At 73.2% G+C, this 21726-nt stretch carries 21 protein-coding genes; 11 read left to right on the forward strand and 10 right to left on the reverse strand.

The features are described 5' to 3' along the window. The first annotated feature begins 27 nt into the window (after positions 1-27). The 3 genes from DEU32_RS11710 to DEU32_RS17665 all read left to right on the forward strand — a co-directional run bounded on the left by DEU32_RS11710 (position 28) and on the right by DEU32_RS17665 (position 3359). On the forward strand, positions 28-1164 hold the full coding sequence (locus tag DEU32_RS11710; RefSeq protein WP_114850691.1) for a glycosyltransferase: 1137 nt from the start codon (positions 28-30) through the stop codon (positions 1162-1164). 7 nt (positions 1165-1171) lie between these two features. Next, entirely contained in the window at positions 1172-2323 is a 1152-nt protein-coding gene (gene rlmC / locus DEU32_RS11715; protein ID WP_114850692.1) for a 23S rRNA (uracil(747)-C(5))-methyltransferase RlmC, read from the forward strand. A gap of 361 nt (positions 2324-2684) precedes the next feature. Beyond that, the gene (locus tag DEU32_RS17665; protein ID WP_114850693.1) at positions 2685-3359 is read left to right on the forward strand and encodes a transglycosylase family protein; all 675 of its coding nucleotides are present in this window, start codon (positions 2685-2687) and stop codon (positions 3357-3359) included. An 88-nt stretch (positions 3360-3447) separates the two neighbouring features. Here the strand turns inward: DEU32_RS17665 and DEU32_RS11725 are convergent, their stop codons facing one another. Beyond that, positions 3448-4554: an LCP family protein gene (locus DEU32_RS11725; RefSeq protein ID WP_181819273.1), complete on the reverse strand. Its 1107-nt coding sequence runs from the start codon at positions 4552-4554 to the stop codon at positions 3448-3450. A 69-nt stretch (positions 4555-4623) separates the two neighbouring features. Further along, positions 4624-5022 (reverse strand): MarR family winged helix-turn-helix transcriptional regulator, encoded by a 399-nt coding sequence (locus DEU32_RS11730; RefSeq protein WP_114850695.1) that lies wholly within the window; start codon positions 5020-5022, stop codon positions 4624-4626. A gap of 71 nt (positions 5023-5093) precedes the next feature. Between DEU32_RS11730 and DEU32_RS11735 the strand changes: the two genes are divergently transcribed. From DEU32_RS11735 to DEU32_RS11755, 5 genes are all read left to right on the forward strand, one after another. Continuing rightward, positions 5094-7229 carry an efflux RND transporter permease subunit gene (locus DEU32_RS11735; protein WP_114850696.1) on the forward strand — a complete coding sequence of 712 codons (2136 nt, stop codon included), beginning with the start codon at positions 5094-5096 and terminating at the stop codon, positions 7227-7229. A gap of 12 nt (positions 7230-7241) precedes the next feature. Then, positions 7242-7892 carry a GntR family transcriptional regulator gene (locus tag DEU32_RS11740; protein WP_114850697.1) on the forward strand — a complete coding sequence of 217 codons (651 nt, stop codon included), beginning with the start codon at positions 7242-7244 and terminating at the stop codon, positions 7890-7892. 169 nt (positions 7893-8061) lie between these two features. Further along, positions 8062-9552 carry an LCP family protein gene (locus DEU32_RS11745; RefSeq protein WP_114850698.1) on the forward strand — a complete coding sequence of 497 codons (1491 nt, stop codon included), beginning with the start codon at positions 8062-8064 and terminating at the stop codon, positions 9550-9552. Between the two features lie 58 nt (positions 9553-9610). Beyond that, complete coding sequence (locus tag DEU32_RS11750) at positions 9611-10204, forward strand: sigma-70 family RNA polymerase sigma factor (RefSeq protein ID WP_114850699.1); 594 nt, start codon at positions 9611-9613, stop codon at positions 10202-10204. A 9-nt stretch (positions 10205-10213) separates the two neighbouring features. Continuing rightward, entirely contained in the window at positions 10214-10996 is a 783-nt protein-coding gene (locus DEU32_RS11755) for an endonuclease/exonuclease/phosphatase family protein (protein WP_114850700.1), read from the forward strand. 36 nt (positions 10997-11032) lie between these two features. Here DEU32_RS11755 and DEU32_RS11760 read toward each other — a convergent pair whose 3' ends face one another. Further along, on the reverse strand, positions 11033-11830 hold the full coding sequence (locus DEU32_RS11760; RefSeq protein WP_114850701.1) for a hypothetical protein: 798 nt from the start codon (positions 11828-11830) through the stop codon (positions 11033-11035). 159 nt (positions 11831-11989) lie between these two features. Between DEU32_RS11760 and DEU32_RS11765 the strand changes: the two genes are divergently transcribed. After that, the gene (locus DEU32_RS11765; RefSeq protein WP_114850702.1) at positions 11990-12916 is read left to right on the forward strand and encodes an SDR family oxidoreductase; all 927 of its coding nucleotides are present in this window, start codon (positions 11990-11992) and stop codon (positions 12914-12916) included. 70 nt (positions 12917-12986) lie between these two features. On the opposite strand, the gene DEU32_RS11770 is transcribed toward DEU32_RS11765, so the two are convergent. Continuing rightward, entirely contained in the window at positions 12987-13304 is a 318-nt protein-coding gene (locus DEU32_RS11770; protein WP_114850703.1) for a hypothetical protein, read from the reverse strand. A 160-nt stretch (positions 13305-13464) separates the two neighbouring features. Here DEU32_RS11770 and DEU32_RS11775 point away from each other — a divergent pair, with 160 nt between their 5' ends. Both DEU32_RS11775 and DEU32_RS11780 read left to right on the forward strand, forming a co-directional pair. Beyond that, positions 13465-14145 carry a TetR/AcrR family transcriptional regulator gene (locus DEU32_RS11775; RefSeq protein ID WP_058742617.1) on the forward strand — a complete coding sequence of 227 codons (681 nt, stop codon included), beginning with the start codon at positions 13465-13467 and terminating at the stop codon, positions 14143-14145. Positions 14146-14268: 123 nt separating this feature from the next. After that, complete coding sequence (locus DEU32_RS11780) at positions 14269-14463, forward strand: DUF2795 domain-containing protein (protein ID WP_058742616.1); 195 nt, start codon at positions 14269-14271, stop codon at positions 14461-14463. A gap of 114 nt (positions 14464-14577) precedes the next feature. On the opposite strand, the gene DEU32_RS11785 is transcribed toward DEU32_RS11780, so the two are convergent. The 6 genes from DEU32_RS11785 to DEU32_RS11815 all read right to left on the reverse strand — a co-directional run bounded on the left by DEU32_RS11785 (position 14578) and on the right by DEU32_RS11815 (position 21725). Next, positions 14578-16086: a threonine/serine exporter ThrE family protein gene (locus DEU32_RS11785; protein ID WP_114850704.1), complete on the reverse strand. Its 1509-nt coding sequence runs from the start codon at positions 16084-16086 to the stop codon at positions 14578-14580. A 53-nt stretch (positions 16087-16139) separates the two neighbouring features. Continuing rightward, positions 16140-16397 carry a hypothetical protein gene (locus DEU32_RS11790; RefSeq protein ID WP_114850705.1) on the reverse strand — a complete coding sequence of 86 codons (258 nt, stop codon included), beginning with the start codon at positions 16395-16397 and terminating at the stop codon, positions 16140-16142. 97 nt (positions 16398-16494) lie between these two features. Further along, positions 16495-16935, reverse strand: a complete 441-nt coding sequence (locus tag DEU32_RS11795; protein WP_058742613.1) for an OsmC family peroxiredoxin — start codon at positions 16933-16935, stop codon at positions 16495-16497. Positions 16936-17064: 129 nt separating this feature from the next. Further along, positions 17065-17766, reverse strand: a complete 702-nt coding sequence (locus DEU32_RS11800; protein ID WP_229666918.1) for a GntR family transcriptional regulator — start codon at positions 17764-17766, stop codon at positions 17065-17067. A 391-nt stretch (positions 17767-18157) separates the two neighbouring features. Beyond that, positions 18158-19822: an ABC transporter ATP-binding protein gene (locus DEU32_RS11810; RefSeq protein WP_114850707.1), complete on the reverse strand. Its 1665-nt coding sequence runs from the start codon at positions 19820-19822 to the stop codon at positions 18158-18160. Then, a complete protein-coding gene (locus DEU32_RS11815) occupies positions 19806-21725 on the reverse strand; it encodes a gamma-glutamyltransferase family protein (RefSeq protein WP_114850708.1) in 1920 nt (639 codons plus the stop codon). The genes DEU32_RS11810 and DEU32_RS11815 overlap by 17 nt, the downstream gene beginning before the upstream one ends. Position 21726: the final 1 nt, after the last annotated feature.

The following is a 21726-nucleotide window of genomic DNA, read 5'->3' on the forward strand; positions in this document are numbered from 1 at the left end:
CGCAGCCGAGAGATCAGGAGTGTCGTCATGCCCGAGGTCGCCATCATCGGGACGCGGGGGTACCCGTCCTACTACGGCGGGTTCGAGACCGCCGTCCGACAGCTCGCCCCGTCGCTGGCCGACGCCGGCTGGGACGTCACGGTCTACGGTCGTCCCGGTCAGGAGCGGTCCGACGACCCGGACCTCGACCCACGCGTCGCCCGGCGCACGACCCGCGGACTCGAGACCCGGTCGCTGTCGACGCTCACGTACGGGCTCACCGCCACGCTCGACGTCCTGCGCCGCCGCCCCGACGCCGTCCTCGTGATGAACTGTGCGAACGGGTACTGGCTCCCACTCCTCCGTCTCGCCGGCATCCCCGCGGTCGTCAACGTCGACGGCCTCGAGTGGGAGCGTGCGAAGTGGGGGCGCCTCGCTCGGACCGTGTTCTGGTGGGGTGCCCGGATGACTGCGCGGTGGGGGACCGAGTTGGTCTTCGACGCCGAGGCGATCGGACGCTACTGGCGTCGGGAGCTCGGTCGGGACGGCGCCGTCATCCCCTACGGCGGCACGGAGCTCGGCCCACTGCCGCTCCACGACGACGACGCCGACCTCCACGGCGTGCCCTTCGCGCTCCTGGTCGCCCGGTTCGTCCCGGAGAACACCGTGCCGGAGTTCCTCGCGGCGGCGCGGCGGATCGGCGAGCGGCACCCGGTGGTGATCGTCGGGTCCACCGGGTACGGCGGCGACCTCGACGAGCAGGCCCGCGCGCTCGCCGACGAGCACCCGCGGGTCCGCTGGCTCGGCCACGTCTCGGACGACGCCCGGCTCCTCGCGCTCTGGCAGCACGCCGGCGCCTACTTCCACGGGCACAGCGTCGGCGGGACCAACCCCGCGCTCGTCCAGGCGATGCACTGCGGTGCCCCGGTGGTCGCCCGAGACACCGTCTACAACCGCGAGGTCCTCGCCGACACCGGTGCCCGGTTGGTCCAGCCGGAGCCGGCGGCCATCGCGGACGCCGTGACGGACCTGCTCGAGGATCCGGCAGCGCAGCGGGCGCTCCGGACGGCTGTGCGGGCCCGGGCGGCCTCGGCGTACGACTGGCCCTCGGTGTGCGCCGCCTACGAGCGACTGCTCGCAGAGGTGTCCGGCCACCGTGTCCGGGAGTTCGCTGCCGTATCCTGACCCGGCCATGCAGTGCGACTACTTCGACCGCGGGGTGTGCCGGTCCTGCACCCTGATGGGCCAGCCCTACGCCGACCAGGTGCTCGACAAGGAGATCCGCACGCGCGAGCTCCTGCGCGACGCCGTCGAGCACGCCGGGGGTGCGGCAGCGGTCTCCTGGCTCCCGGCGATCACGAGCCCGGAGTCCGGCTACCGGAACAAGGCGAAGATGGTCGTCGGCGGGACCGTCCAGCGGCCGACGATCGGCATCCTCGACGACCGTCGGCGCGGGGTCGACCTGCGGCACTGCGGCATCTGCACGCCCGGCGTCCAACGGGCGCTCCCCGTCCTGGCGGACTTCGTCGCGGACGTCGGGCTCATCCCGTACGACGTCGCGGCCCGTCGGGGCGAGCTGAAGTTCGTGCTCGTCACGGAGTCCCCGGACGGCGAGCTCATGGTCCGGTTCGTGCTCCGCTCGGAGGGGCAGCTCCCGCGCCTCCGCGAGCACCTCGGCGCCCTGCGGCAGGTGCTGCCCGAGGCCGTCGTCGTCACCGTGAACCTGCTCCCGGAGCACAAGGCCGTGACCGAGGGGGAGCGCGAGGTCGTGCTCACCGAGCAGGAGACGCTGCCGATGCGCTTCGACGACGTCACGATGCACCTCCGGCCGCAGAGCTTCTTCCAGACGAACACCTCCGTCGCCGCGCAGCTGTACGGCCAGGCGTCGACGTGGATCGACGAGGTGGGACCGACGTCGATGTGGGACCTGTACTGCGGCGTCGGCGGCTTCGCCCTGCACGCTGCACGCCCCGGACGCGCCGTGACCGGCATCGAGACGAGCCGTGAGGCCGTCCGCTCCGCGAAGCAGTCCGCGCGCGAGGCCGGTCTGTCCGACGTGCGCTTCGCCGCCGACGACGCGACGGAGCACGCCCTCCGTGCCCGTCCGGACGCCGTCCCCGAGCTCGTCGTCGTGAACCCGCCCCGGCGGGGCATCGGCGAGACGCTGTCCAGCTGGCTCGAGCAGTCCGACGTGCAGCACGTCGTCTACTCGAGCTGCAACCCGGTGACCCTCGCGAAGGACCTCGCCCGCATGCCGTCGCTGCGGCTGCACCGCGCGCGGATGCTCGACATGTTCCCCCAGACCGGCCACCTCGAGGCGGTCACCCTGCTGTCCAGGGACTGACCAGGAGGCGACCAGGGGACGGACGGGAGGCTCTGCACCAGCCCGCCCCGCGCCTCCAGTCCGTCGCATTGCCAGGGAACTGCCAAGGTCACGTACCCGGGTACGGCGCGATCACCATGGACGCGGCGATCGCCGCGTACAGGAACGGCGATGGGGTACGTAGCAGCAACGGGTAGAACCGTTGGTCTCGGTTTGATAACAGTCCTGAGTTTCCTATGGTGGCCGACCAGACGCCGCCGGCACGAGACCACTGCCCCCGGAGGCGCACCCCACGACACGACCGCGATCGGTCGGGACGGGCAGTGGCGACCGAGACCGCTCCGGCGGCGTGCGGTCCGTGGTCCCGGTGGAGCGATCAACCATGAAGAAGCTTTCCCGTACCCGCACCATCGTCGGTGGCCTGGCGTTCGCCGGCATCGCCGCGACCGGTGTCGGCCTCGCAGCGGCGCCCGCGAACGCAGCGTCCGGCTCGACCTGGGACGCGCTCGCACAGTGCGAGTCCGGCGGCAACTGGGCCATCAACACCGGCAACGGCTACTACGGCGGCCTGCAGTTCAATCTCGGCACCTGGCAGGCGAACGGCGGCTCGGGCAACCCGGCGTCGGCGAGCCGCGAGGCCCAGATCGCCGTGGCCGAGCGCGTCCTCGCCTCGCAGGGCTGGGGCGCCTGGCCGGCATGCTCCGCGAAGCTCGGCCTGAGCGGGACCGCCGGTGCGGCACCGCAGGCCGCGGCTCCGGCCCCGCAGCAGGCCGCTCCCCAGCAGGCCGCCCCGCAGCAGGCGGCGCCGAAGCAGGTCACCCCGCAGCGCACGGCGCCGGCGGCCACGCAGGCGGCGAAGCCCGCTGCGCCGTCGAAGCCCGCTGCGGTCCCGACGAGCGGCAAGACGTACACGATCCAGTCCGGCGACACCCTGGACAGCATCGCGACGAAGCTCGGCGTCGACGGCGGCTACATGAAGCTGTGGGCCGCGAACACGTCGACCATCGACGACGCGAACCTGATCTACGCCGGCCAGGAGCTGCAGCTCCCCGCCTGATCGACCTCCCGATCCAGCACGAGACCCCCGCGATCATGCGTCGCGGGGGTCTCGTGCTGTCCGGCTCCGGGGCCGCGTCGGCGTGGGGTCAGTGGTTCCGGGCGGCGAGCCACCGATCGAGGTCGTCGGAGCGGAGGGACTGGGACAGCGTCCGCCGGTCGCCGTCGTCGAGCGTCACGTACGACTGACCGTCGGTGCTCGTGCCCGAACCCGCGGTCGGCATCGTGAAGGTCCGGAGGTCGTCGGCCCGGACGCCACGGAGGGACCATCCCAGACCGAAGAGCGTCGATGCGTCCAGGCCTGGATCGACCGCCAGGTGACGGCTGGTCGCGGCGACGGCCTCCTGGATCCGACCGGGCTGGGTGAGGGTCCCGCGGGAGAGGGCCTGCTGGAACACCCCCCGCATGAACGCCTGCTGGTTGCGTACGCGGGTGTGGTCGGCGTCGGCGAAGGCGTACCGCTCGCGCACGAACGCGAGGGCCCCGGCGCCGTCGAGCCGGTTCGGCCCTGCGGTGAAGGTGTGTCCGCGCGCGGTGAACGCCTGCGGCGATGAGACGGTGACACCGCCGAGCGCGTCCGTCAGGTCCTCGAACCCGGCGAAGTCGATCTCAGCGACGTGGTCGATCCGGACGTCCAGCAGCTGCTCGACGGTCTGCACGGTGAGGGGGACGCCGCCCCACGAGTACGCGGCGTTGATCTTCGCCTGGCCATGGCCGGGCACGTCGACCCAGGCGTCGCGCATGATGGACATCAGGTAGACCGCGTGCCGGTCCGCCGGGACGTGCGCGAGCATCAGGGCATCGGACCGCCCGCCGAGGGCCTGGTCGCCGTCGGGGTCGCGAGCTGCGCGCGAGTCCGAGCCGATGAGCAGGACGTTCTGCGCGCCGGCCGTCGGGGCGGGACGGTTCCCGGTCGGGAACGCGTCGGGGATGACGTCCTTCTCGGTGTCGAAACTCCGGACGAGTCCGCCGACGAACACCGCCCCGACGACGGCCAGCACGGTGGCGACGCCGGCGAGCGAGGCGGTCGCGGCGAGGACCGCACGGAGGACCGGACGTCGACGGCGTGGCTTGCGTGCCTGCTGGTCGGGCCGTGGGCGGCGGCTGCCCCGGGATGCTCGGAGCTCGGCCTCGGCCGCCGCGCGGGCGGCGCGGCGCTCGGAGACGGGGGACGGGACGTCGGCACGGTCGGGCACGGCTGCTCCTGCGGGTCGGGTCGACCCTGACGTCGACGACACCAGCATACCGCAGGTGATATGCGAATATCAGTCCGTGGACAGGATCCTCGTCAGTCGTTCCCGGAGTGCGTCGTCGTCGGGCAGCACCTCGCGCTCGATGTGCCGCGCTGTGTCCCACGCTGCGCGTCCGGCATCGGTGACCGAGACCACCCGGCGTCGACGGTCGTCGGGGTGCGGCGTCCGCTCGACGAGCCCGTCACGCTCGGCCCGCTCGAGCGTCAGGGACATCGTCTGCGGTCGGACGTGCGCCGTCCGTGCGAGGGTGTCGGCGCCGGTCGGCCCGGTGCGGATCAGGATGTCGATGGCGATGAGCGCTGCGTGGGTCAGCCCGATCGCCCGGAGCCGCTCGTCCCAGTCGCGCTCGACGGCCCGGGCTGCTGCGGAGAGCAGGCGGCCGAGGGGCCACTGCTCCGCCTGCTCGTGCATGACCGGAGTCTACGGCGCGCCCGGACGACCAAAGTGATCAGCATGCTGACGATCCGTGTACGCTCACCGTCGTGCCCCGCTTCCTCCGCATCGTGCTGCCCGCCGTCGTCATCGTGGTCTGGCTCGTCGTCGCCTCCGTCGGCGGTCCGGTCTTCGGCAAGATCTCCGACGTCGCGACCAACGACCAGACGTCCTTCCTGCCGGCCTCGGCCGACGCGACGAAGGTGCAGGAGCGCTCCTCGGCGTTCCGACAGGCGTCCGGGGCGCCCGCGATCGTCGTGCTCGACCGGGACGGCGGGCTCCGCGACGGCGACCGGACCGCGGCCGAGCAGCTCGCCGCGACGCTCGGCGACCGGAGCGACGTCCAGGGGGTGAGCCCGGTCATCCCGAGCGAGGACGGCGACGCGGTCGAGATCGTGGCGACGCTGACCCAGGACGCCGAGACCGGTGAGGCGGTGGCGTCGATCCGCGCCGACGTCGAGGACGCGCTGCCCGCCGGGCTCTCCGGGTACGTCACCGGTCCGGCGGGCTTCACGGCCGACCTGACCGAGGCGTTCGCGGGCATCGACGGCATCCTGCTCGGGGTCGCCCTCGCCGCGGTCTTCGTGATCCTCGTCGTCGTCTACCGTTCGCCGCTCCTGCCGGTGCTCGTGCTCGGTACCGCGACCTTCGCCCTCTGCGCCTCGATCCTCGTCGTGTACTGGCTCGCGGACGCCGGCATCGTCACCGTGAACGGCCAGGTGCAGGGCATCCTGTCGATCCTGGTGATCGGTGCCGCGACGGACTACGCGCTCCTGTACACCGCCCGGTACCGCGAGGCGCTGCGGGACCACCGGACCGGCTGGGGAGCGACGAAGGCGGCCCTGCGCGGCGCCGTCGAGCCGATCGTCGCCTCGGGCGGCACCGTCATCGTCGGCGTGCTGTGCCTGCTGTTCTCGGACCTCAACTCCAACAAGGCGCTCGGTCCGGTCGCGGCCATCGGCATCGCGTTCAGCCTGCTCGCCGCCCTCACCCTGCTGCCGGCGCTCCTGATGGCGTTCCGAAGGGCTGCGTTCTGGCCGCTGCGGCCGGCGTACGGCAGCGCGCACAAGGTGCTCACCGGGCCGGACGCCCGGGGGATCTGGGCGCGCGTCGGGCGGCTCGTGGCGCGTCGGACCCGCACGGTGTGGGTGGTCTGCACGGTGGCCCTGCTCGCGATGGGGGCCGGTATCGTCGGGCTCCGGGCGGACGGCGTCCCGCAGAGCGACCTCGTCATCGGGTCCTCGCAGGCCCGGGACGGCCAGGACGTCCTCGCCGACCACTTCCCCGGCGGCTCCGGGAGCCCCGCGCAGGTGATCGGCCCGGAGCGCGACCTCGACCGGCTCGTCACGGCGATCCGCTCGGTCGACGGGGTGGACGGCGTCGTCGCGGCGGCGAAGGACAGCCCGTCCGGGACCGCCCCCGTCGGCACCACGACGAAGGACGACACCGCTGCCCGGGGACCGGTCGCCGACCCGACGGTCTCGGACGGGGACGTCCTGCTCGAGGCCACGCTCACCGCACCCGCCGACTCGGAACGCGCCGAGCAGACCGTGCGGGACCTGCGGACCGCGGTGGAGCGGGTGTCGCCGGACGCGCTCGTCGGCGGGGTCACCGCCACCGCCCTCGACACGAACGACACCGGCATCCGCGACCGCACGGTGATCATCCCGATCGTGCTGGTGGTCATCCTGCTCATCCTGATGCTGCTGCTGCGGAGCGTCGTGGCGCCCCTGGTGCTCATCGGGAGCGTGATCGTGTCCTTCGTGGCCGCGCTCGGCGTCGGGGCGCTCGTCTTCGACCACGTCCTGCACCTGCCGGGCGCCGACCCCTCGGTCCCGCTGTTCTCGTTCGTGTTCCTCGTGGCGCTCGGGGTGGACTACAACATCTTCCTCATGACCCGGGTCCGCGAGGAGGCCCTGCGGCACGGACCGCGCGAGGGCGTGCTCCGCGGCCTCGGGGCGACGGGCGGCGTGATCACCTCGGCGGGCATCGTCCTCGCGGCGACGTTCGCGGCGCTCGGCGTCATCCCGATCCTGTTCCTCGTGCAGATCGCGTTCATCGTGGCGTTCGGCGTCCTGCTCGACACGATCGTGGTCCGCTCCCTGCTCGTGCCGGCGGTCGTGTACGACCTCGGACGCCGCGCGTGGTGGCCGTCGCGCCTCTCGCGCGCGACCCATCACATGTGACACGCTGGTCCCATGCCCGTACCCTCCACGCAGCCGGCCGCCGAGCGGAAGCTCCTCCGCGACACCGTGCAGGACAAGATCCGTGACGCGATCATGGACGGCACGCTCGAGCCCGGCGAACGTCTGAACGACGACGACCTCATCGCCTGGCTCGGCGTCTCCCGGACCCCCATCCGCGAGGCGCTGGCGGAGCTCGCCCGGGCCGGCCTCATCGAGATGGCGCCGAACCGCTACACACGGGTCGCCGCACCGTCGAAGGACGAGATGCTCGACGCACTCCGGACGCTCGGCGTGATCTACGGCGGAGTCGTCCGGCTCGCGGTGCCGCGGTTCACGGCGGCGGAGCGGAAGAAGATCGTCGCGATGCTCGACGACGTCGCGGCCCGGATGGACGCGCAGCACCAGGCCGAGGTCGTCCGCGAGGGCTCGGACCTGTACGGGATGTGGGCCGACGCCTGCGGGAACCCGTCGCTCGCGCAGCTCTGCCGCGCGACCACGGACGGCCTCGCGTTCAAGCTGCGCGTGCCGGAGTTCGCCGAGCTCGTCCCGAACGAGGTCGTCCGGCCCGAGCTCGACGACCTGAAGGCCGCCGTCCTCGCCGAGGACCCGATCGCCGCCGAGCTGGCGATGGAGGCCATCCACCTGCTCCCGACGCGCTCCTAGCGGAGCTGCCCCGCCACGCGGCTGCGGTCGCGGACGGGGTGCGGGACGGACGGGAGGCGCGTGGCGGCGCCGCCACGTGCCTCCCGTCCGGCCCGTCCCGGCCGTGCGCCGGGGGCGAGCATCCAGGACTCTCCCTGTCCGTTCCACGCTGTGCGGTTATGGTTTCCGGGTGAGCATCGAACCCGAGCAGACGACGCGCCGCGCCCGCCGCGGCCACGTGCCGCCACGCCACGGGCGCCAGAAGCGCGGGGGCGGGATCGTCCTGCCCGCCGTCGCGGGAGTGCTGGCGATGGGCCTGGTCCTCACCGGCGGGTACGCCGCGTTCGCGTACGCGAGCCTGTCCAACAACGTCACGAAGATCGACGCGATCGTCCCGAAGGCCAAGGGCGCGGACGACGTCGACGGCACCGCGCAGAACATCCTGCTCGTCGGTGACGACCACCGGCCGGACAACGCGACGCCGGAGGAGATGGCGGAGCTCAGCACCGAGTCCGACGGCGGCGCGACGAACACCGACACGATGATCGTGCTGCACATCAGTGCCGACGGGTCCCAGGCGACGATGATCTCGTTCCCGCGCGACTCGTACGTCGACATCCCGGGCGTCGGCAAGGGCAAGCTCAACAGCGCCTTCTACTACGGGACGCTCAACGGCGGTGGCGACACCGGCGGCGCGAAGCTCCTCATCCAGACGATCCAGGACCTCAGTGGCCTGACGATCGACCACTACGTGCGCGTCTCGCTGCTCGGCTTCTACCAGGTCGTCAAGGAACTCGGGCCGGTCGAGGTCTGCCTGAACCAGCCCGCCAAGGACCCGTACTCCGGGGTGGACCTGCCCGCGGGGACGTCGCAGCTCGACGCGAAGCAGGCGCTCTCCTTCGTGCGGCAGCGGCACGGACTGCCGAACGGCGACCTCGACCGCAACGTCCGCCAGCAGTACTTCCTGTCGCAGGAGGCCCGCAAGGTGCTCTCCGCCGGGACCCTGCTCAACCCCGTCAAGATGAACAACATCCTCAGCGCGGTGGGCGGCTCGGTGCAGACCGACACCGACCTCATCTCGCTCGCGACGCAGATGCGGAACCTGCGGCCGGGGAACATCCAGTCGGCGACGATCCCGACGCTCGGCACCCCCACGATCTACGTCGGCGGCTCCGCGCTGTCGATCGTCCAGGTCGACACCGTCGGGCTGCCCGCCTTCGTGCAGGGACTCGTCGGCGAGCCCGAGGAGTACACGAAGGCGACCGCGGCCGAACCCGCGGCGACGACCGTCACGGTGCTGAACGGCAGCGGGGTCACCGGTGCCGCGGCCGCCGCCGGCGAGACCCTCACCGCCCGGGGCTTCCAGGTCGGCACCCCGGGGTCCTCCGACGAGACGAAGACCACCCAGGTGCAGTACCCGGCGGGCCAGGAGGCGCAGGCGAAGGCCGTCGCCGCCGTCGTGCCCGGTGCCGTCGCGGTGCGCTCGACGAAGGTCACCGGCGTGACGCTCGTGCTCGGGTCCGACGGCAAGACCGTGTCCGCCCCGGCCGCCCCCGCGTCGCCGGACGCCGGCTCGTCCGAGCCCGCCGCCCCGGAGCCGTCGTCCTCGTCGTCGTCCGAGCCCTCGCCGTCGTCGACCGACGTGAAGACGTACGGCAAGGAAGGCGTCTGCATCAACTGAGCGCTGCCCGGCAGGGTCCTGTGACCCTGCCCGCCGATTGGCGTCAGCGTCGACCGGCATGTGGAATGTCACGGTGCGCGCGCAACTGCAGACGAACCAGGACGAAGAACGGGCGTGGCTGCTGGCCGCCGCTGCGGGAGACCGGCTCGCGTTCGGCCGGTTGTACGGCCGGCTCCGGCCGCTCGTCGAGCGGTGGGTGCGACTCGTGGTGGTCGACCCGTGGCAGTCCGAGGAGGTCGTGCAGGACGTCTTCCTCGAGGTGTGGCAGATCGCCGGACGGTACGACCCCCGGCACACTGCGGTCGCGTGGATCCGGACCATCGCCCAGCGGCGGGCGATCGACCGGGTGCGGTCGAGCCAGGCGGACCGGCAGCGTGACCTGCGCATCGGGGCGCGGCACCTCGAACTCGTCGACCACGCGTCGCTCGAGCGGGCCGAGGGGGTGCTCGACCGGGCGGCCCTCCGCGACGCCGTCCGGTCGCTGCCGGACCGGCAGCGCGAGGCCGTCGTGCTCCGCCACCTGGTCGAGCTGAGCGGGCCCGAGCTCGCCGACAGGCTCGGGGTCCCGCTCGGGACCGCGAAGAGCCGTGCGCGCGACGGCGTCTCGGCGCTCCGGCGTTCCCTGGCGCACCGGGCAGGACCCCCTCGGTAGGTTCGTGCCGTGACCTCCGCCGCGCGCCCGATCACCCTGATGACCTACAACGTGAAGAATCCGGACCCGGCCCACGACTGGCCGGCCCGACTGCCGCTCGTCCTCGAGGTCATCCGGCGCCACGACCCCGACGTGCTGTGCGTGCAGGAGGCGTTCGACCACCAGATGGACGACCTGCGAGCCGGGCTGCCGGACCACGGTGACGTCGGGCAGGGCCGCGAGGGCGGCACCGCGGGGGAGCACGCCGCCGTGTTCTTCCGCCGCGACCGACTCCGTCCGGTGGACGAGGGCACGTTCTGGCTGTCGGACACCCCCGACGAGCCGGTGTCGAACACGTGGGGCAGCCTGTACCCGCGTGTGGCGAACCACGCCCGGTTCCTCGACGTCGACGGGGCGTCCTTCACGCTCCTGACCTCGCACTTCGACCACGAGGAGAACGCGCACGGCGACGACGTCCGACGGCGGAGCGCCGCGCTGGTCGTGGAGCGGCTCCACGCCGTCGACGGACCGGTCGTGTTCGCGGGCGACTGCAACGAGCCGGCGGGCGGTGGCGCCGCATGGCAGGTCTTCGTCGACGCCGGGTACCGCGACGCCTGGCTCGACGCCGGGGACCCGGGCGACCGGACTGCGACGTACAACGACTGGCAGGCGCCGGTGGACTCGGGTGAGCGCATCGACTGGGTGTTCACACGCGGGGTGACCGGGGTGGACCGGGTCGTGATCGACCACGACGGGCCCGAGACCTGGACGGCGAGCGACCACTTCCCGGTGGTCGCGACGATCCGGGTCTGACCCGGGGCGATCAGCCCGGGGGCTGGCGCTCGGCGGTCAGCAGGAGCGCTGCGCGTGCACCGGCATCGGGGAGCCGAGCACGCTCACGACGGTGCCGTTCGTCAGGGCGGAGACCCCGTTCGAGCCCGCGTCGTCGGCATCACCGCTGGCCGCGGGGTCGTCGTCCGCTGCGGTCTCGTCGCCGGTGTCGGTGTCGGCGTCGTCGTCCGTCGTCGGTGCCCATCCGGGTTCGAGCAGGAGCTGCCAGGCACGGGAGTCGCCCGAGCCGAAGGACACCTTGTCGGAGCGCGGCGCAGCGCGGAGTTCGTCCCCGATGTCGTCACCGACCTGGACGCCGTCGGGGCCGGACAGGGCGACCGGGTCGCCGGACCGCGAGCGGACGGCGTCCTTGAGCACGCGGATCTCGACGGCGTTGCCCGCCTCGGCCGGGGTCGTCAAGGCCGCGACGCGCAGGGCGCCGCCCCACGTGTAGGTGGTCCCGGACGGGAAGCACGCGCCGCCCGAGCCGATCGCGGTCTGCGTCCGTGCGGGGGTGCCGAGCAGCCGGTTCAGCAGGTCCACCGTCGACCGCGAGTCGCGCATGGACACGTCGGCGACGGTCTTGTCCCCGCTGCGGAACACGAGGGACTCCGCATCGAGCTCGACGGCGTCGACGCGTCGGAGCTTGGCCGTGGAGACGTCGACGGACGGCGTCGTGGACGGTGCGCCGTCACCCGGGAGCTCCGCCGCGGCGGCGGTCGGCGCCCCGCCGAGCGCACTCGGGCCGACGCCCAGCGGACCCGCCGTGACGGCGAGCACGGCAGCGCCGAGCGCGAGCAGGGTCCGGAGAGTCACCAGTCGACCGTACGACGCCCGACCGGACAGAACGACAGGTGTTACCGAATCGCATCCTCGTCGTCATGCGTTCGTGACATTCGGGGATGTGTCACGGAACCGCCACGGGGGACACCCCGCTGGACGGACCGGGGTCCGGTCGTGCGTAGCGTCGGCCCCATGACGGAGCAGCAGGGCGGCCGGACGGGTCGCGACCAGTACACGATGCAGGACCCCACGAAGCTCTACGCCGACAAGAAGCCGGACGAGCAGTACCTCCCGGGCGCCGGGACCGACGAGGAGATGGCGCAGAACGTCCCCGCGGACCACGGCGAGGACACCTACCGCGGCTCCGGGCGGCTCGAGGGGCGCAAGGCGCTCGTCACCGGCGGCGACTCGGGGATCGGTGCGGCGGTCGCGATCGCCTTCGCCCGCGAGGGTGCGGACGTCGCGATCGTGTACCTGCCCGAGGAGCAGGAGGACGCCGACCGCATCGCCGGGCTCATCGAGGACGCCGGGCGCACGGCCGTGGCCATCCCGGGCGACATCACGGAACTGGCGTTCTGCGAGGAGCTCGTGCAGCGGGCCGTTGACGGCCTGGGCGGTCTCGACATCCTGGTGAACAACGCCGGCAAGCAGCAGAACGTCGACGACATCACGAAGATCTCGGACGAGGAGTTCGACGAGACCTTCAAGACGAACGCCTACGCCACGTTCCGCATCACCAAGGCCGCGGTGCCGCACCTGCAGCCCGGCTCCACGATCATCAACACGACGTCGATCCAGGCGTACGCCCCCTCGCCGCACCTCGTGCACTACGCCGCGACGAAGGCGACCGTGAACAACATGGCGAAGGGGCTCGCCGCACAGCTCGCGCCGAAGGGCATCCGTGTGAACGCGGTCGCTCCCGGGCCGATCTGGACCCCGCTGCAGCCCGCCGGTGGACAGCCGCCGGAGGCCCTGCCGTCCGCCGGTGAGCAGACGTACCTCGGCCGCTGGGGGCAGCCGGCCGAGCTCGCGCCGGCCTTCGTGTTCCTGGCGAGCGGCGAGTCGTCCTACGTCGTGGGCGAGACGCTGCACGTCGACGGTGGCATGCCCACGCCGTAGTCGCCGCCTGTGACGGAGTGGAGGCGCGGTGCCGGCCGGCACCGCGCCTCCACTCCGTCACAGGGTCGCGTCAGCAGGCGACGGAACGTGCCATCCGCTCGAGCAGCTCCCGCGCCGACATCGCCGCCGTGAGCTCGACCTCGACCGGGTTGATCCCGACCGCGCGCTCGAAGGCCCGTCGACGTGCCTGGTCGGCGATCGGGACCTCGGGGCGCTGCGGGAGCCGGGCGATGGCGTCGGCCGCCGCCGCGAACGCACCGGTCGGTGCACCGAGCTGCTGCCACATCGTCCGGACGTCGTGGGCCACCTGCTCGGCGTCGCTCCCGAACTCGAAGCCCGCCGACGCCATGGTCGCCAGTCCCTGTGCGACGGGGTCCTCCGGGGTCATCCCGGCATCGTCGCACGTCCCGTCCCCGAGCGCAGTGCACGTGGTGTAGGTCGATCCCTTGTCCCCCGACATGCCGACACCCGTTACGGGGATTCTGGTGGCCCCCGTGCAGGCGCTTGGATGGGGGTGCGGACAGGACGTCCGCGGCACGACGGAGGGCATGATGCTCGAACACACCAGTGCGGACACGCAGGCGGCTGCCGCTGCGGCCGCGACCCTGCACCTGCGGATCACGATCGTGGGTGCGACCGTCGACCTGCTCCGCGACGTCCCCTTCCACGAGGCGCACGTCGGGCTCGTCGCCGAGCGCCTCGACATCTCGGTCGCGGAGCTCCGACAGCACTTCCCGTCGTGGGACGGTCTCGTGCTCGCGGCGCTGGACCGCTGGAACGGCGCCCGGATGGACGAGGTCACGCGCGAGGTCGGGGACGGCTCGACCGTGGACCTGCTCCGCGCGATCGTCGCCTCGAACGCCGAGGACCCCGCGCTCATGCGACTCCTCGTCGCCCTGCTCTCCGTCGCGGGCAACCCCGCGCACCCGATGGCGACCTACCTGCGGTCCCGGTACCAGCTCTTCTACTCGCAGATCAAGCGGGGCCTGGAGCACGACGTCGCCGTGGGTCGGGCGCCGCACACGATGGACCCGCGCCGCGGAGCCGAGCAGCTGATCGCCCTGTACGAGGGACTGCAGCTCCAGGCGCTCCTCCGCGCCGAGCTCGACCTGGTCGCGGCGTTCGACCGGGCCGTCGCGCGGCTCGAGCGTGGCTGGATGGAGCGGTACGAGCCGGCGGCGGCTCAGCGCTTCTCGGCGTGGAGCGACGGCGGCAGCTGGGAGATCTGAGCCGCCGAGCGCGCCGCGGTGCGGGGCGTCGGTCCGCGCGCCTCGGCCGCTGGACGCACTGACCGGCAGGGCGCCGAGGGGCGGCCGGGTAGTCAGTGGGTCTCGCGAACGAAGGAGATCGACATGGCAGCACCGAACCCGATCCAGGTCCAGAAGTACCTCAGCGGCATCGACTACCCGGCCTCGAAGGACGACATCGTCTCGAAGGCCGAGCAGGAGGGTGCCGACGGCGACGTGCTCGAGGCGCTGCGGGGCATCCCGGACGGCGACTACGACGCCCCCACCGCGGTGTCGAAGGCCGTCTCGGACGCGGGCTGAGGCGCGCCGAGTCCCGGCGTGGGCGACGAGTCCCGCGGCCCCGTGCCCGGGACTCGTCGCCCAGCCCGAGGCTCGGGGCAGCGCAGCCGCCGGCAGCGACCGTCGCCGCGCGCATCAGCGCGGCCGCGACCCCCGCGGCACGCTCCCGTTGCCGGGGTCGTACCCGGTGTCCCGCAGGACCGGGATCGCCGTCGTGTCGTTGTGGACCGAGTGCACGGTCACCCGTCGGGCCCGCCGCAGTGCACGCCGTGCTCCCGGGGTCGCCACGAGTCCGCCGAGCACCAGGCCCGCGCCGATCCCGAGCGCGACCGACACCGCCGCCACGAAGTCGAGCGCGGCCCCGGACGAGCCGGACATGAAGTTGAGCAGCGCATTCGACACCGCGACACCGGGCAGCAGCGCCCCGCAGAACGCCGGCACGGCGATCGCCGCCACCGCTGTGCGCATCCTGGCCGCCGCGATCGTGGACAGGACGCCGAGCAGCACCGACGCGACGAACGTGGCGCCGAGGAGCGGCATCCCGAGGTGCCGGAGTTCCCACAGGAACGCCCCGGCGGCGACCGAGAACACCACCGCGACGGGGATCACCCGCGCGCTGGCCTGCTGCACGAAGCAGTTCGCCGCCGCGGACACCACCGTCAAGGACAGGGACGCCCAGAGCGGCAGCGGTCGGAGCACGATCCCGGACGGGTCGACCTCGATGCTCAGCCAGTGCAGCACCGCGATGCCGGCCGGCACCCCGACGACGATCGCGGCGATGACGAGCACGATGTAGAACGCCCGGGCGACGGCCATCGCCCGGAAGCCGGAGATGGCGTCCTGCGCCCAGGTGACGAGCGACACGTGCGGCAGGAGCAGCACGACGAGCGCGGCGACCATGGTGGCTGCCCCCGTCGGGGTGAGCACGTCGCCGAAGATCGCGAGGGTGCCGAGGGCCGAGGCGACGGCCGCCTGGGCACCGGAGACGAAGAACTGCGGGAAGCCCCGGCCGGTCAGCCAGCGACCGGACAGGATGATCCCGAGCATCAGGACGAAGGCGCCGAGGCCAGCTCGCCACCCACCGCCCGCCTGCATCGCGATCGAGGTCCCGAGGACCGACAGACCGACGTCCGCCAACCACGACGGCCACCGCGGCGCCAGGCGGAGCACCGCGACGAGGGCGCTCACCGCCGAGGTCATGTCCCGCTCGCCGTGCACGAGGTCGTCCACGATCTGGTTGGCGCGGGCCAGTCGGTCGAGGTCGGAGCCGTCCGACTGCACGGTCCGCACCTTCACCAGGGGCGGGTGTTCGGTCGGCGCGTACTGGATCGTCACCGAGCTGCCGGAGAAGTCGAGGTCGAGGGGTGCGAGGTTCCACTTCGTCGACACCGCGACGACGGCGGTCTCCACGCTGCGCGTGTCGGCCCCCGACGCGAGCATCACCTCGGCCAGGTCGAGGCAGAAGTCGACGATCTGGACCGGCGAGTACTGCTCGCGAGAGCGCGTGTCCGGCGTCACGTCCTCGTAGATGGTGCCGCGCAGCCGGGCGCGCGCGTCGCGGATGTCGTGCTGGGCGAGCTTGCGCACGCGGGGCCGCGGCGGACGCGGGGGCCGTGGGACACCGGGGAGGAACTGCTCGGCCATCCCGCCATGGTGCCAGCCGTCGGCCGCCGAGTCCGGACGTCGGCTGGACGCGGTCAGGGGCGGCGCTGTGCGCTCAGCCGGCCCACCACGAACGCGACGACCACCGCACCGACCGCGACGAGCGCCTGGCCGGCGCGTTCCTGCCACGGGTGCTGGTCCGGGACGAAGGTCGTGTCGGAGAGCGGCGCGTACGCGAACCAGCCGGCGGTCGGGTGCGGGGCCGTCGCGATCAGCAGGATCCCCACCAGGACGGCCGCCAGGCCGGCCCAGCCGGCGATGCGGGTGGGTGACGACACGAGACGACGGAGCACGCGACCCAGCGTATGCAGCAGACGGACGGGAGGCACGGTGCCAGCTGGCACCGTGCCTCCCGTCCGTCACTCGGTGACGTCCCGTGGGACGTGACCGCTACTGCTCGAAGGTCGCCTTGAGCTCGATGTCGACGCCGGTGAGCGCCTTGCTGACCGGGCAGGTCGCCTTGGCCTCGTCGGCGGCCTTGAGGAAGGCGGCCTCGTCGATGCCGGAGACCTCGCCGTTGACGGTCAGGACGATGCCGGTGAGCTTGAAGCCGCCGGCGCTGTCCGGGCCGAGCGAGACGTCGGCCTTGACGTCGAGGGCCTCGACGGTGCCGCCGGCCTCGCCGAGGATCGCGGAGAACTGCATCGCGTAGCAGGCGGAGTGCGCTGCGGCGATGAGCTCCTCGGGGCTGGTGGTGCCACCGGCCTCGTCCGCGGCGCGCTTCGGGAAGGAGACGTCGTAGGTGCCGACCTTGGAGCTGGAGAGCTCGACCTGACCGGAGCCGTCGTTCAGGCCGCCGTTCCAGGCGGTGCGTGCGGTGCGCGTGGGCATTCGCGTTCCTTTCGTGTGGGGGACGGACCCGACCGGGACCGCCGAAGCCGAGTCAATCGGAGAACGATCGTTCTCGCAACCGGCTCTCGGCAAGTGCGCAGGCGAACGCGCAGAACGGACCGGGGCCGTTCAGGCGACGGGCGGCACCGCACGCAGCGCGTCGGCCTGCGCCGGCGAGGTCCGCGCCGCGTACCCGATCCGGCTCTCGCGGACGTGCCACGCCATGCGCTCGGCGGCCTGGTCGACGTCTCCCGCGTCGATCGACGCCAGGATCCGGCGGTGGTCCGGCCACAGGCGCTTGCCACGGGACGAGGTGTCGAGCGCGTAGAGCCACTCGATCTTCCGGGACAGCTGGCGCAGGAGCGTCGCGAGCGTGCTGCTGCCGGACAGCTCGGCGACGAGCAGGTGGAAGCGCTCGTTCAGGTCGACGAGCAGGTCGAGCTCGTCGCGCGCCACGGCGGCGTCCCCGGCGTCGAGGACCTCGCCGAGCTCCCGGCGGACCCGCCACCAGTCCTCGGGCGGGGACGGTGCGTCGAACAGGGTGCGGGCGCGCGTGGCGGCGCGGCGGGCGGTGGCGGTCTCGAGGGACTCCCGGACGGCGAACAGGTCGTCGGCCTCGTCGAAGGGGATGTCGGCGATCCGGGAGCCCGCGTTCGGGCGGGACACCACGAAGCCCTCGCCCTCGAGGCCGCGCAGGGCCTCACGCACGGGCACCCGGGAGACGCCGTGGCGCTCCGCGAGGAACGCCTCGGTCACCCGGGTCCCGGGCTGCAGCGCACCGGACACGATGTCGTGGCGGATGGCGTCGATGACGCTCGTCCCGTTCAGCACGGGGCCGATCGTCTCACACGGCCGCCTCGGCGAGGCTCCGACGCCCGCGGACCGAGCATCGCGTCGAGCAGGTCCGTCACACGGCCGCTTCCGCGAGGCTCCGACGCCCGCGGACCGGGCATCGCGTCGAGCAGGTCCGTCACACGGCCGCCTCGGCGAGGCTCCGACGCCCGCGGACCGAGCATCGCGTCGAGCAGGTCCGTCACACGGCCGCCTCGGCGAGGCTCCGACGCCCGCGGACCGAGCATCGCGTCGAGCAGGTCCGTCACACGGCCGCCTCGGCGAGGCTCCGACGCCCGCGGACCGAGCATCGCGTCGAGCAGGTCCGTCACACGGCCGCCTCGGCGAGGCTCCGACGCCCGCGGACCGAGCATCGCGTCGAGCAGGTCCGTCACACGGCCGCCTCGGCGAGGCTCCGACCCGGGATCGCGTCGAGCAGGTCCCGCGTGTACTGCTCCTGCGGGTCGTCGAACACCGCGGCCACCGAGCCGCGTTCGACGACCTTCCCCCGTCGCATCACCACGACGTCGTCCGCGATCCGACGGACCACCCCGAGGTCGTGCGTGATGAACAGGTAGCTCAGCCCGAGCCGGTCCTGCAGGTCGTCGAGGAGCGTCAGGATCTGCTCCTGCACGAGCACGTCGAGCGCGGAGACCGCCTCGTCGAGGATGATCAGTTCCGGCTCGAGGGCCAGCGCCCGGGCGATCGCGACGCGCTGCCGCTGCCCGCCGGAGAGCTCGTTCGGTCGGAGCTGCGCGACCTCGCGGGGCAGGGCAACCTGGTCGAGGAGCGTCGCCACCCGCTCGGCCCGGGACGCCCGGTCCCCGACCCCGAACACGCGGAGGGGCTCGTCGATGATCCGCTCGATGGTCGACGTCGGGTCGAGCGACCCGTACGGGTCCTGGAACACCGGCTGCACGCGACGTCGGACTGCCCGACGCTCCCGCCCCCGGGCGGCGCCGATCGACAGGCCGTCGACGAGCGCCGTGCCGGACGTCGGGGTCTCGAGCCCGAGGACGATCCGCGCGACCGTGGTCTTGCCGGACCCGGACTCGCCGACCACCGCGGTGGTGGTGCCCCGGCGGACCGTGAACGACACCCCGTCGCTCGCCCGCAGGGTGCCGGCGCCACGGCCGCGCAGCCGGTACTCCTTCACCAGGTCGGACACGACGAGGATCGGTTCCCCCGGGGCGGTCGGCTCCGGCGCGACCCCCGACAGCGCCGGGGCGGCCGCGATGAGCCGCTTCGTGTACTCGTGCTGCGGGTCGCGGAGGATCGCCGCGGGGGCGCCCTGCTCGACGACCTCGCCGTCGAGCATCACCACGATGCGGTCGGTCCGGTCCGCCGCGACGCCGAGGTCGTGCGTCACGAACAGCAGCGTGGTGCCGTGCTGGTCCACCAGGGTCTGGAGGTGGTCGAGGATCTGCCGCTGCACCGTCACGTCGAGGGCGCTCGTCGGTTCGTCGGCGATGAGGAGCTCCGGCTGTCGGGCGAGCGCGACCGCGATGAGGATGCGCTGCCGCATGCCGCCGGAGAACTCGTGCGGGAACTGGTCCGCGCGGCGGGCGGCCTCGGGGATGCCGGCCTCGGTCATGAGCTCGACCACGCGGCGACGGACCGCGGCCCGTCCGCGCAGCCCGCCGGCACGGAGCGCGTCGGCGATCTGCGCACCGACCCGCATCGACGGGTTCAGGTTCGTCGACGGGTCCTGCGGCACCAGGCCGATCCGACCGCCGCGGATCCGTCGCATGAGCGGCTCGTCTGCGTGCGCGATGTCGTCGTCGCCGAGCGTGATCGCCCCGCCGGTGATGTGCCCGGCGCCCGGCAGCAACCGGAGGAGCGCCGCGATGAGCGTCGACTTGCCCGAGCCGGACTGTCCGACGATCGCGACGCGCTCGCCGCGGCGGACGTCGAGGTCGACGCCGTGCAGGACCTCGCGGTCCCCGAACGCGACGCGCAGGTCGCGCACGGAGAGCAGGTGGTCGGCTCCGGTTCCGGACGGGAGGCGCGGTGCGGCCCCGGTGGTCGTCGTCACGTTCTCAGCGTCCTGCGGCATAGCCCTGTGCTCCTCGGGGGTTGGCGGCGGCGCCCAGGACGCCGGTGTCGGGGTCGCGCGTGACGCACGACAGGCGGCCGAGCGACCAGTCGCCGGCGCGGGTGACGACGTGGCCGAGCTCCTCGAGCCCGGCGATCACCTCGTCGCCGAGACGGTCCTCGACGACCAGGCCGCCCGGGGTCCAGGTGCGCGGCCAGAACGAGCCCGGGAAGGACGTCGTGTGCAGCGCGGGGGCGTCGATCGCCTGCTGCGGGGACCACCCGCCGACGATCGTGCGGAGCAGGAACAGCAGCTGCCACTGGTCCTGCTGGTCGCCGCCGGGGGAGCCCATCGCCACGACCGGCTCGCCGTCCCGGAGCACGAGTGTCGGGGTGAGCGTCGTGCGGGGTCGGGCACCGGGGGTCAGCGTGGACGCCGTGCCCTCCTCGAGCCAGGTCATCTGCAGGCGGGTGCCGAGGCAGAACCCCAGGCCGGGGATCGTCGGGGACGACTGCAGCCAGCCGCCGGACGGTGTCGCGCTGACGATGTTGCCCCAGCGGTCGACGACGTCGATGTGGCACGTGTCGCCGCGTGTCTCGCCGGTCGCCATCACGATCGGTTCGCCGCGGTCCTCGTGCACCGGGTCCTCCTCGGCCGGGGCCGCGACCGGAGTCTCGACCGGGGCCTCGCCGCGGGCGCCCGGGACGGTGGGCTCACCGACGCCGGCGACCGGCTCGCCACGCGGCGTGTAGGTCTCGCGGAGCGGGGGCACGGTGCCGCCGGGGACCGACACGGCACCCGGTCGGAAGGCGTGCGAGGCGCGATCGCCGATCAGGGCCCGGCGCTCGTCGGAGTAGGCGTCGGAGAGCAGCTCGGCCATCGGGACGTCGCGCTCGCCGTAGTGCACCTCGCGGTCGGCCAGCGCGAGCTTCTGCGCCTCGACGATGGTGTGCGCGCCGAGCACGGTGGACGGGTCGAGGCGTTCGTCGTCGAGCGGCTCGAGCAGGCGCAGGGTCTGCAGGAGCGCCGGGCCCTGCCCCCAGGGTCCGGTCTTCGCGATCGTGTGCCCGCGGAACTCGGCGGTGGTCGCCGGCTCGGTGGACGCCCGGAAGGCCGCCATGTCGGCGGCGGTGATGACGCCGGCGTGGTCCGTCCCGGACGCGTGCCGGTGCGGGGTGCGGACGAACGCGTCGACCGCCTGCGCGACGACGCCCTCGGCCCACTCGGTGCGCGCCGCCTCGATCCGCGCGACGCGTGCGTCGCCCGCCGCGTCGGTGTCGACACCGGACCCGGCCTGCACGAGCCGGTCCAGGACGCCGGCCCATGCCTCGTTGCGCACGACGGTCCCGGGGACCGGCACCGTGCCTCCCGGCAGCCACTGCGTGGCGGAGGTGGGCCAGTGGTCCCGGAACAGGTCCTGCACCGTCGCGATCGTGGCGACCACCCGCGGGGCGACCGGGTGGCCGTCGCGGGCGTAGCCGACGGCGGGGGCGAGCACGTCGGCGAGCTCCCACGTGCCGTGCTCGGCGAGGAGCAGCAGCCACGCGTCGACGGCACCGGGGACGGCGGCCGCGAGGGCCCCCGATCCCGGCACCAGGTCGAGTCCCTCGGAACGGAGGTGCTCGGGCGTCGCGCCGGCGGGGGCCGGTCCCTGGCCCATCAGCACCGTCGGGATCTTGTCGGACGCGGTGGCGAAGACGGCGGTGACGTCACCGCCGGGGCCGTTCAGGTGCGGCTCGACGACGTGCAGGACGAACGCGCCGGCGACGGCCGCGTCGAAGGCGTTGCCGCCGCGTTCCAGGACCGACTGGGCCGTCGCGGTCGCGATCCAGTGCGTCGCGGCGGCCATGCCGAACGTGCCCTGCAGGTCCGGCCGGGTGGTCTCGGTCGGCGGTGCGGTGAAGGCGGGGTTGGTGGTGCGCATG

The organism is Curtobacterium sp. AG1037 (assembly GCF_003349855.1).
Classification (GTDB): domain Bacteria; phylum Actinomycetota; class Actinomycetes; order Actinomycetales; family Microbacteriaceae; genus Curtobacterium; species Curtobacterium citreum.

Excerpts from the sequence above, each read along its gene's own strand:
- DEU32_RS11730 (WP_114850695.1), bottom strand. The coding sequence starts at position 5,022 with ATGCACGAGCAGGCGGAGCAGTGGCCCCTCGGCCGCCTGCTCTCCGCA.
- DEU32_RS17665 (WP_114850693.1), top strand. The coding sequence starts at position 2,685 with ATGAAGAAGCTTTCCCGTACCCGCACCATCGTCGGTGGCCTGGCGTTC.
- DEU32_RS11780 (WP_058742616.1), top strand. The coding sequence starts at position 14,269 with ATGGCAGCACCGAACCCGATCCAGGTCCAGAAGTACCTCAGCGGCATC.
- DEU32_RS11795 (WP_058742613.1), bottom strand. The coding sequence starts at position 16,935 with ATGCCCACGCGCACCGCACGCACCGCCTGGAACGGCGGCCTGAACGAC.
- DEU32_RS11750 (WP_114850699.1), top strand. The coding sequence starts at position 9,611 with ATGTGGAATGTCACGGTGCGCGCGCAACTGCAGACGAACCAGGACGAA.
- DEU32_RS11740 (WP_114850697.1), top strand. The coding sequence starts at position 7,242 with ATGCCCGTACCCTCCACGCAGCCGGCCGCCGAGCGGAAGCTCCTCCGC.
- DEU32_RS11815 (WP_114850708.1), bottom strand. The coding sequence starts at position 21,725 with ATGCGCACCACCAACCCCGCCTTCACCGCACCGCCGACCGAGACCACC.
- DEU32_RS11785 (WP_114850704.1), bottom strand. The coding sequence starts at position 16,086 with ATGGCCGAGCAGTTCCTCCCCGGTGTCCCACGGCCCCCGCGTCCGCCG.
- DEU32_RS11710 (WP_114850691.1), top strand. The coding sequence starts at position 28 with ATGCCCGAGGTCGCCATCATCGGGACGCGGGGGTACCCGTCCTACTAC.
- DEU32_RS11770 (WP_114850703.1), bottom strand. The coding sequence starts at position 13,304 with ATGACCCCGGAGGACCCCGTCGCACAGGGACTGGCGACCATGGCGTCG.
- DEU32_RS11775 (WP_058742617.1), top strand. The coding sequence starts at position 13,465 with ATGATGCTCGAACACACCAGTGCGGACACGCAGGCGGCTGCCGCTGCG.
- DEU32_RS11765 (WP_114850702.1), top strand. The coding sequence starts at position 11,990 with ATGACGGAGCAGCAGGGCGGCCGGACGGGTCGCGACCAGTACACGATG.
- DEU32_RS11810 (WP_114850707.1), bottom strand. The coding sequence starts at position 19,822 with ATGCCGCAGGACGCTGAGAACGTGACGACGACCACCGGGGCCGCACCG.
- rlmC (WP_114850692.1), top strand. The coding sequence starts at position 1,172 with ATGCAGTGCGACTACTTCGACCGCGGGGTGTGCCGGTCCTGCACCCTG.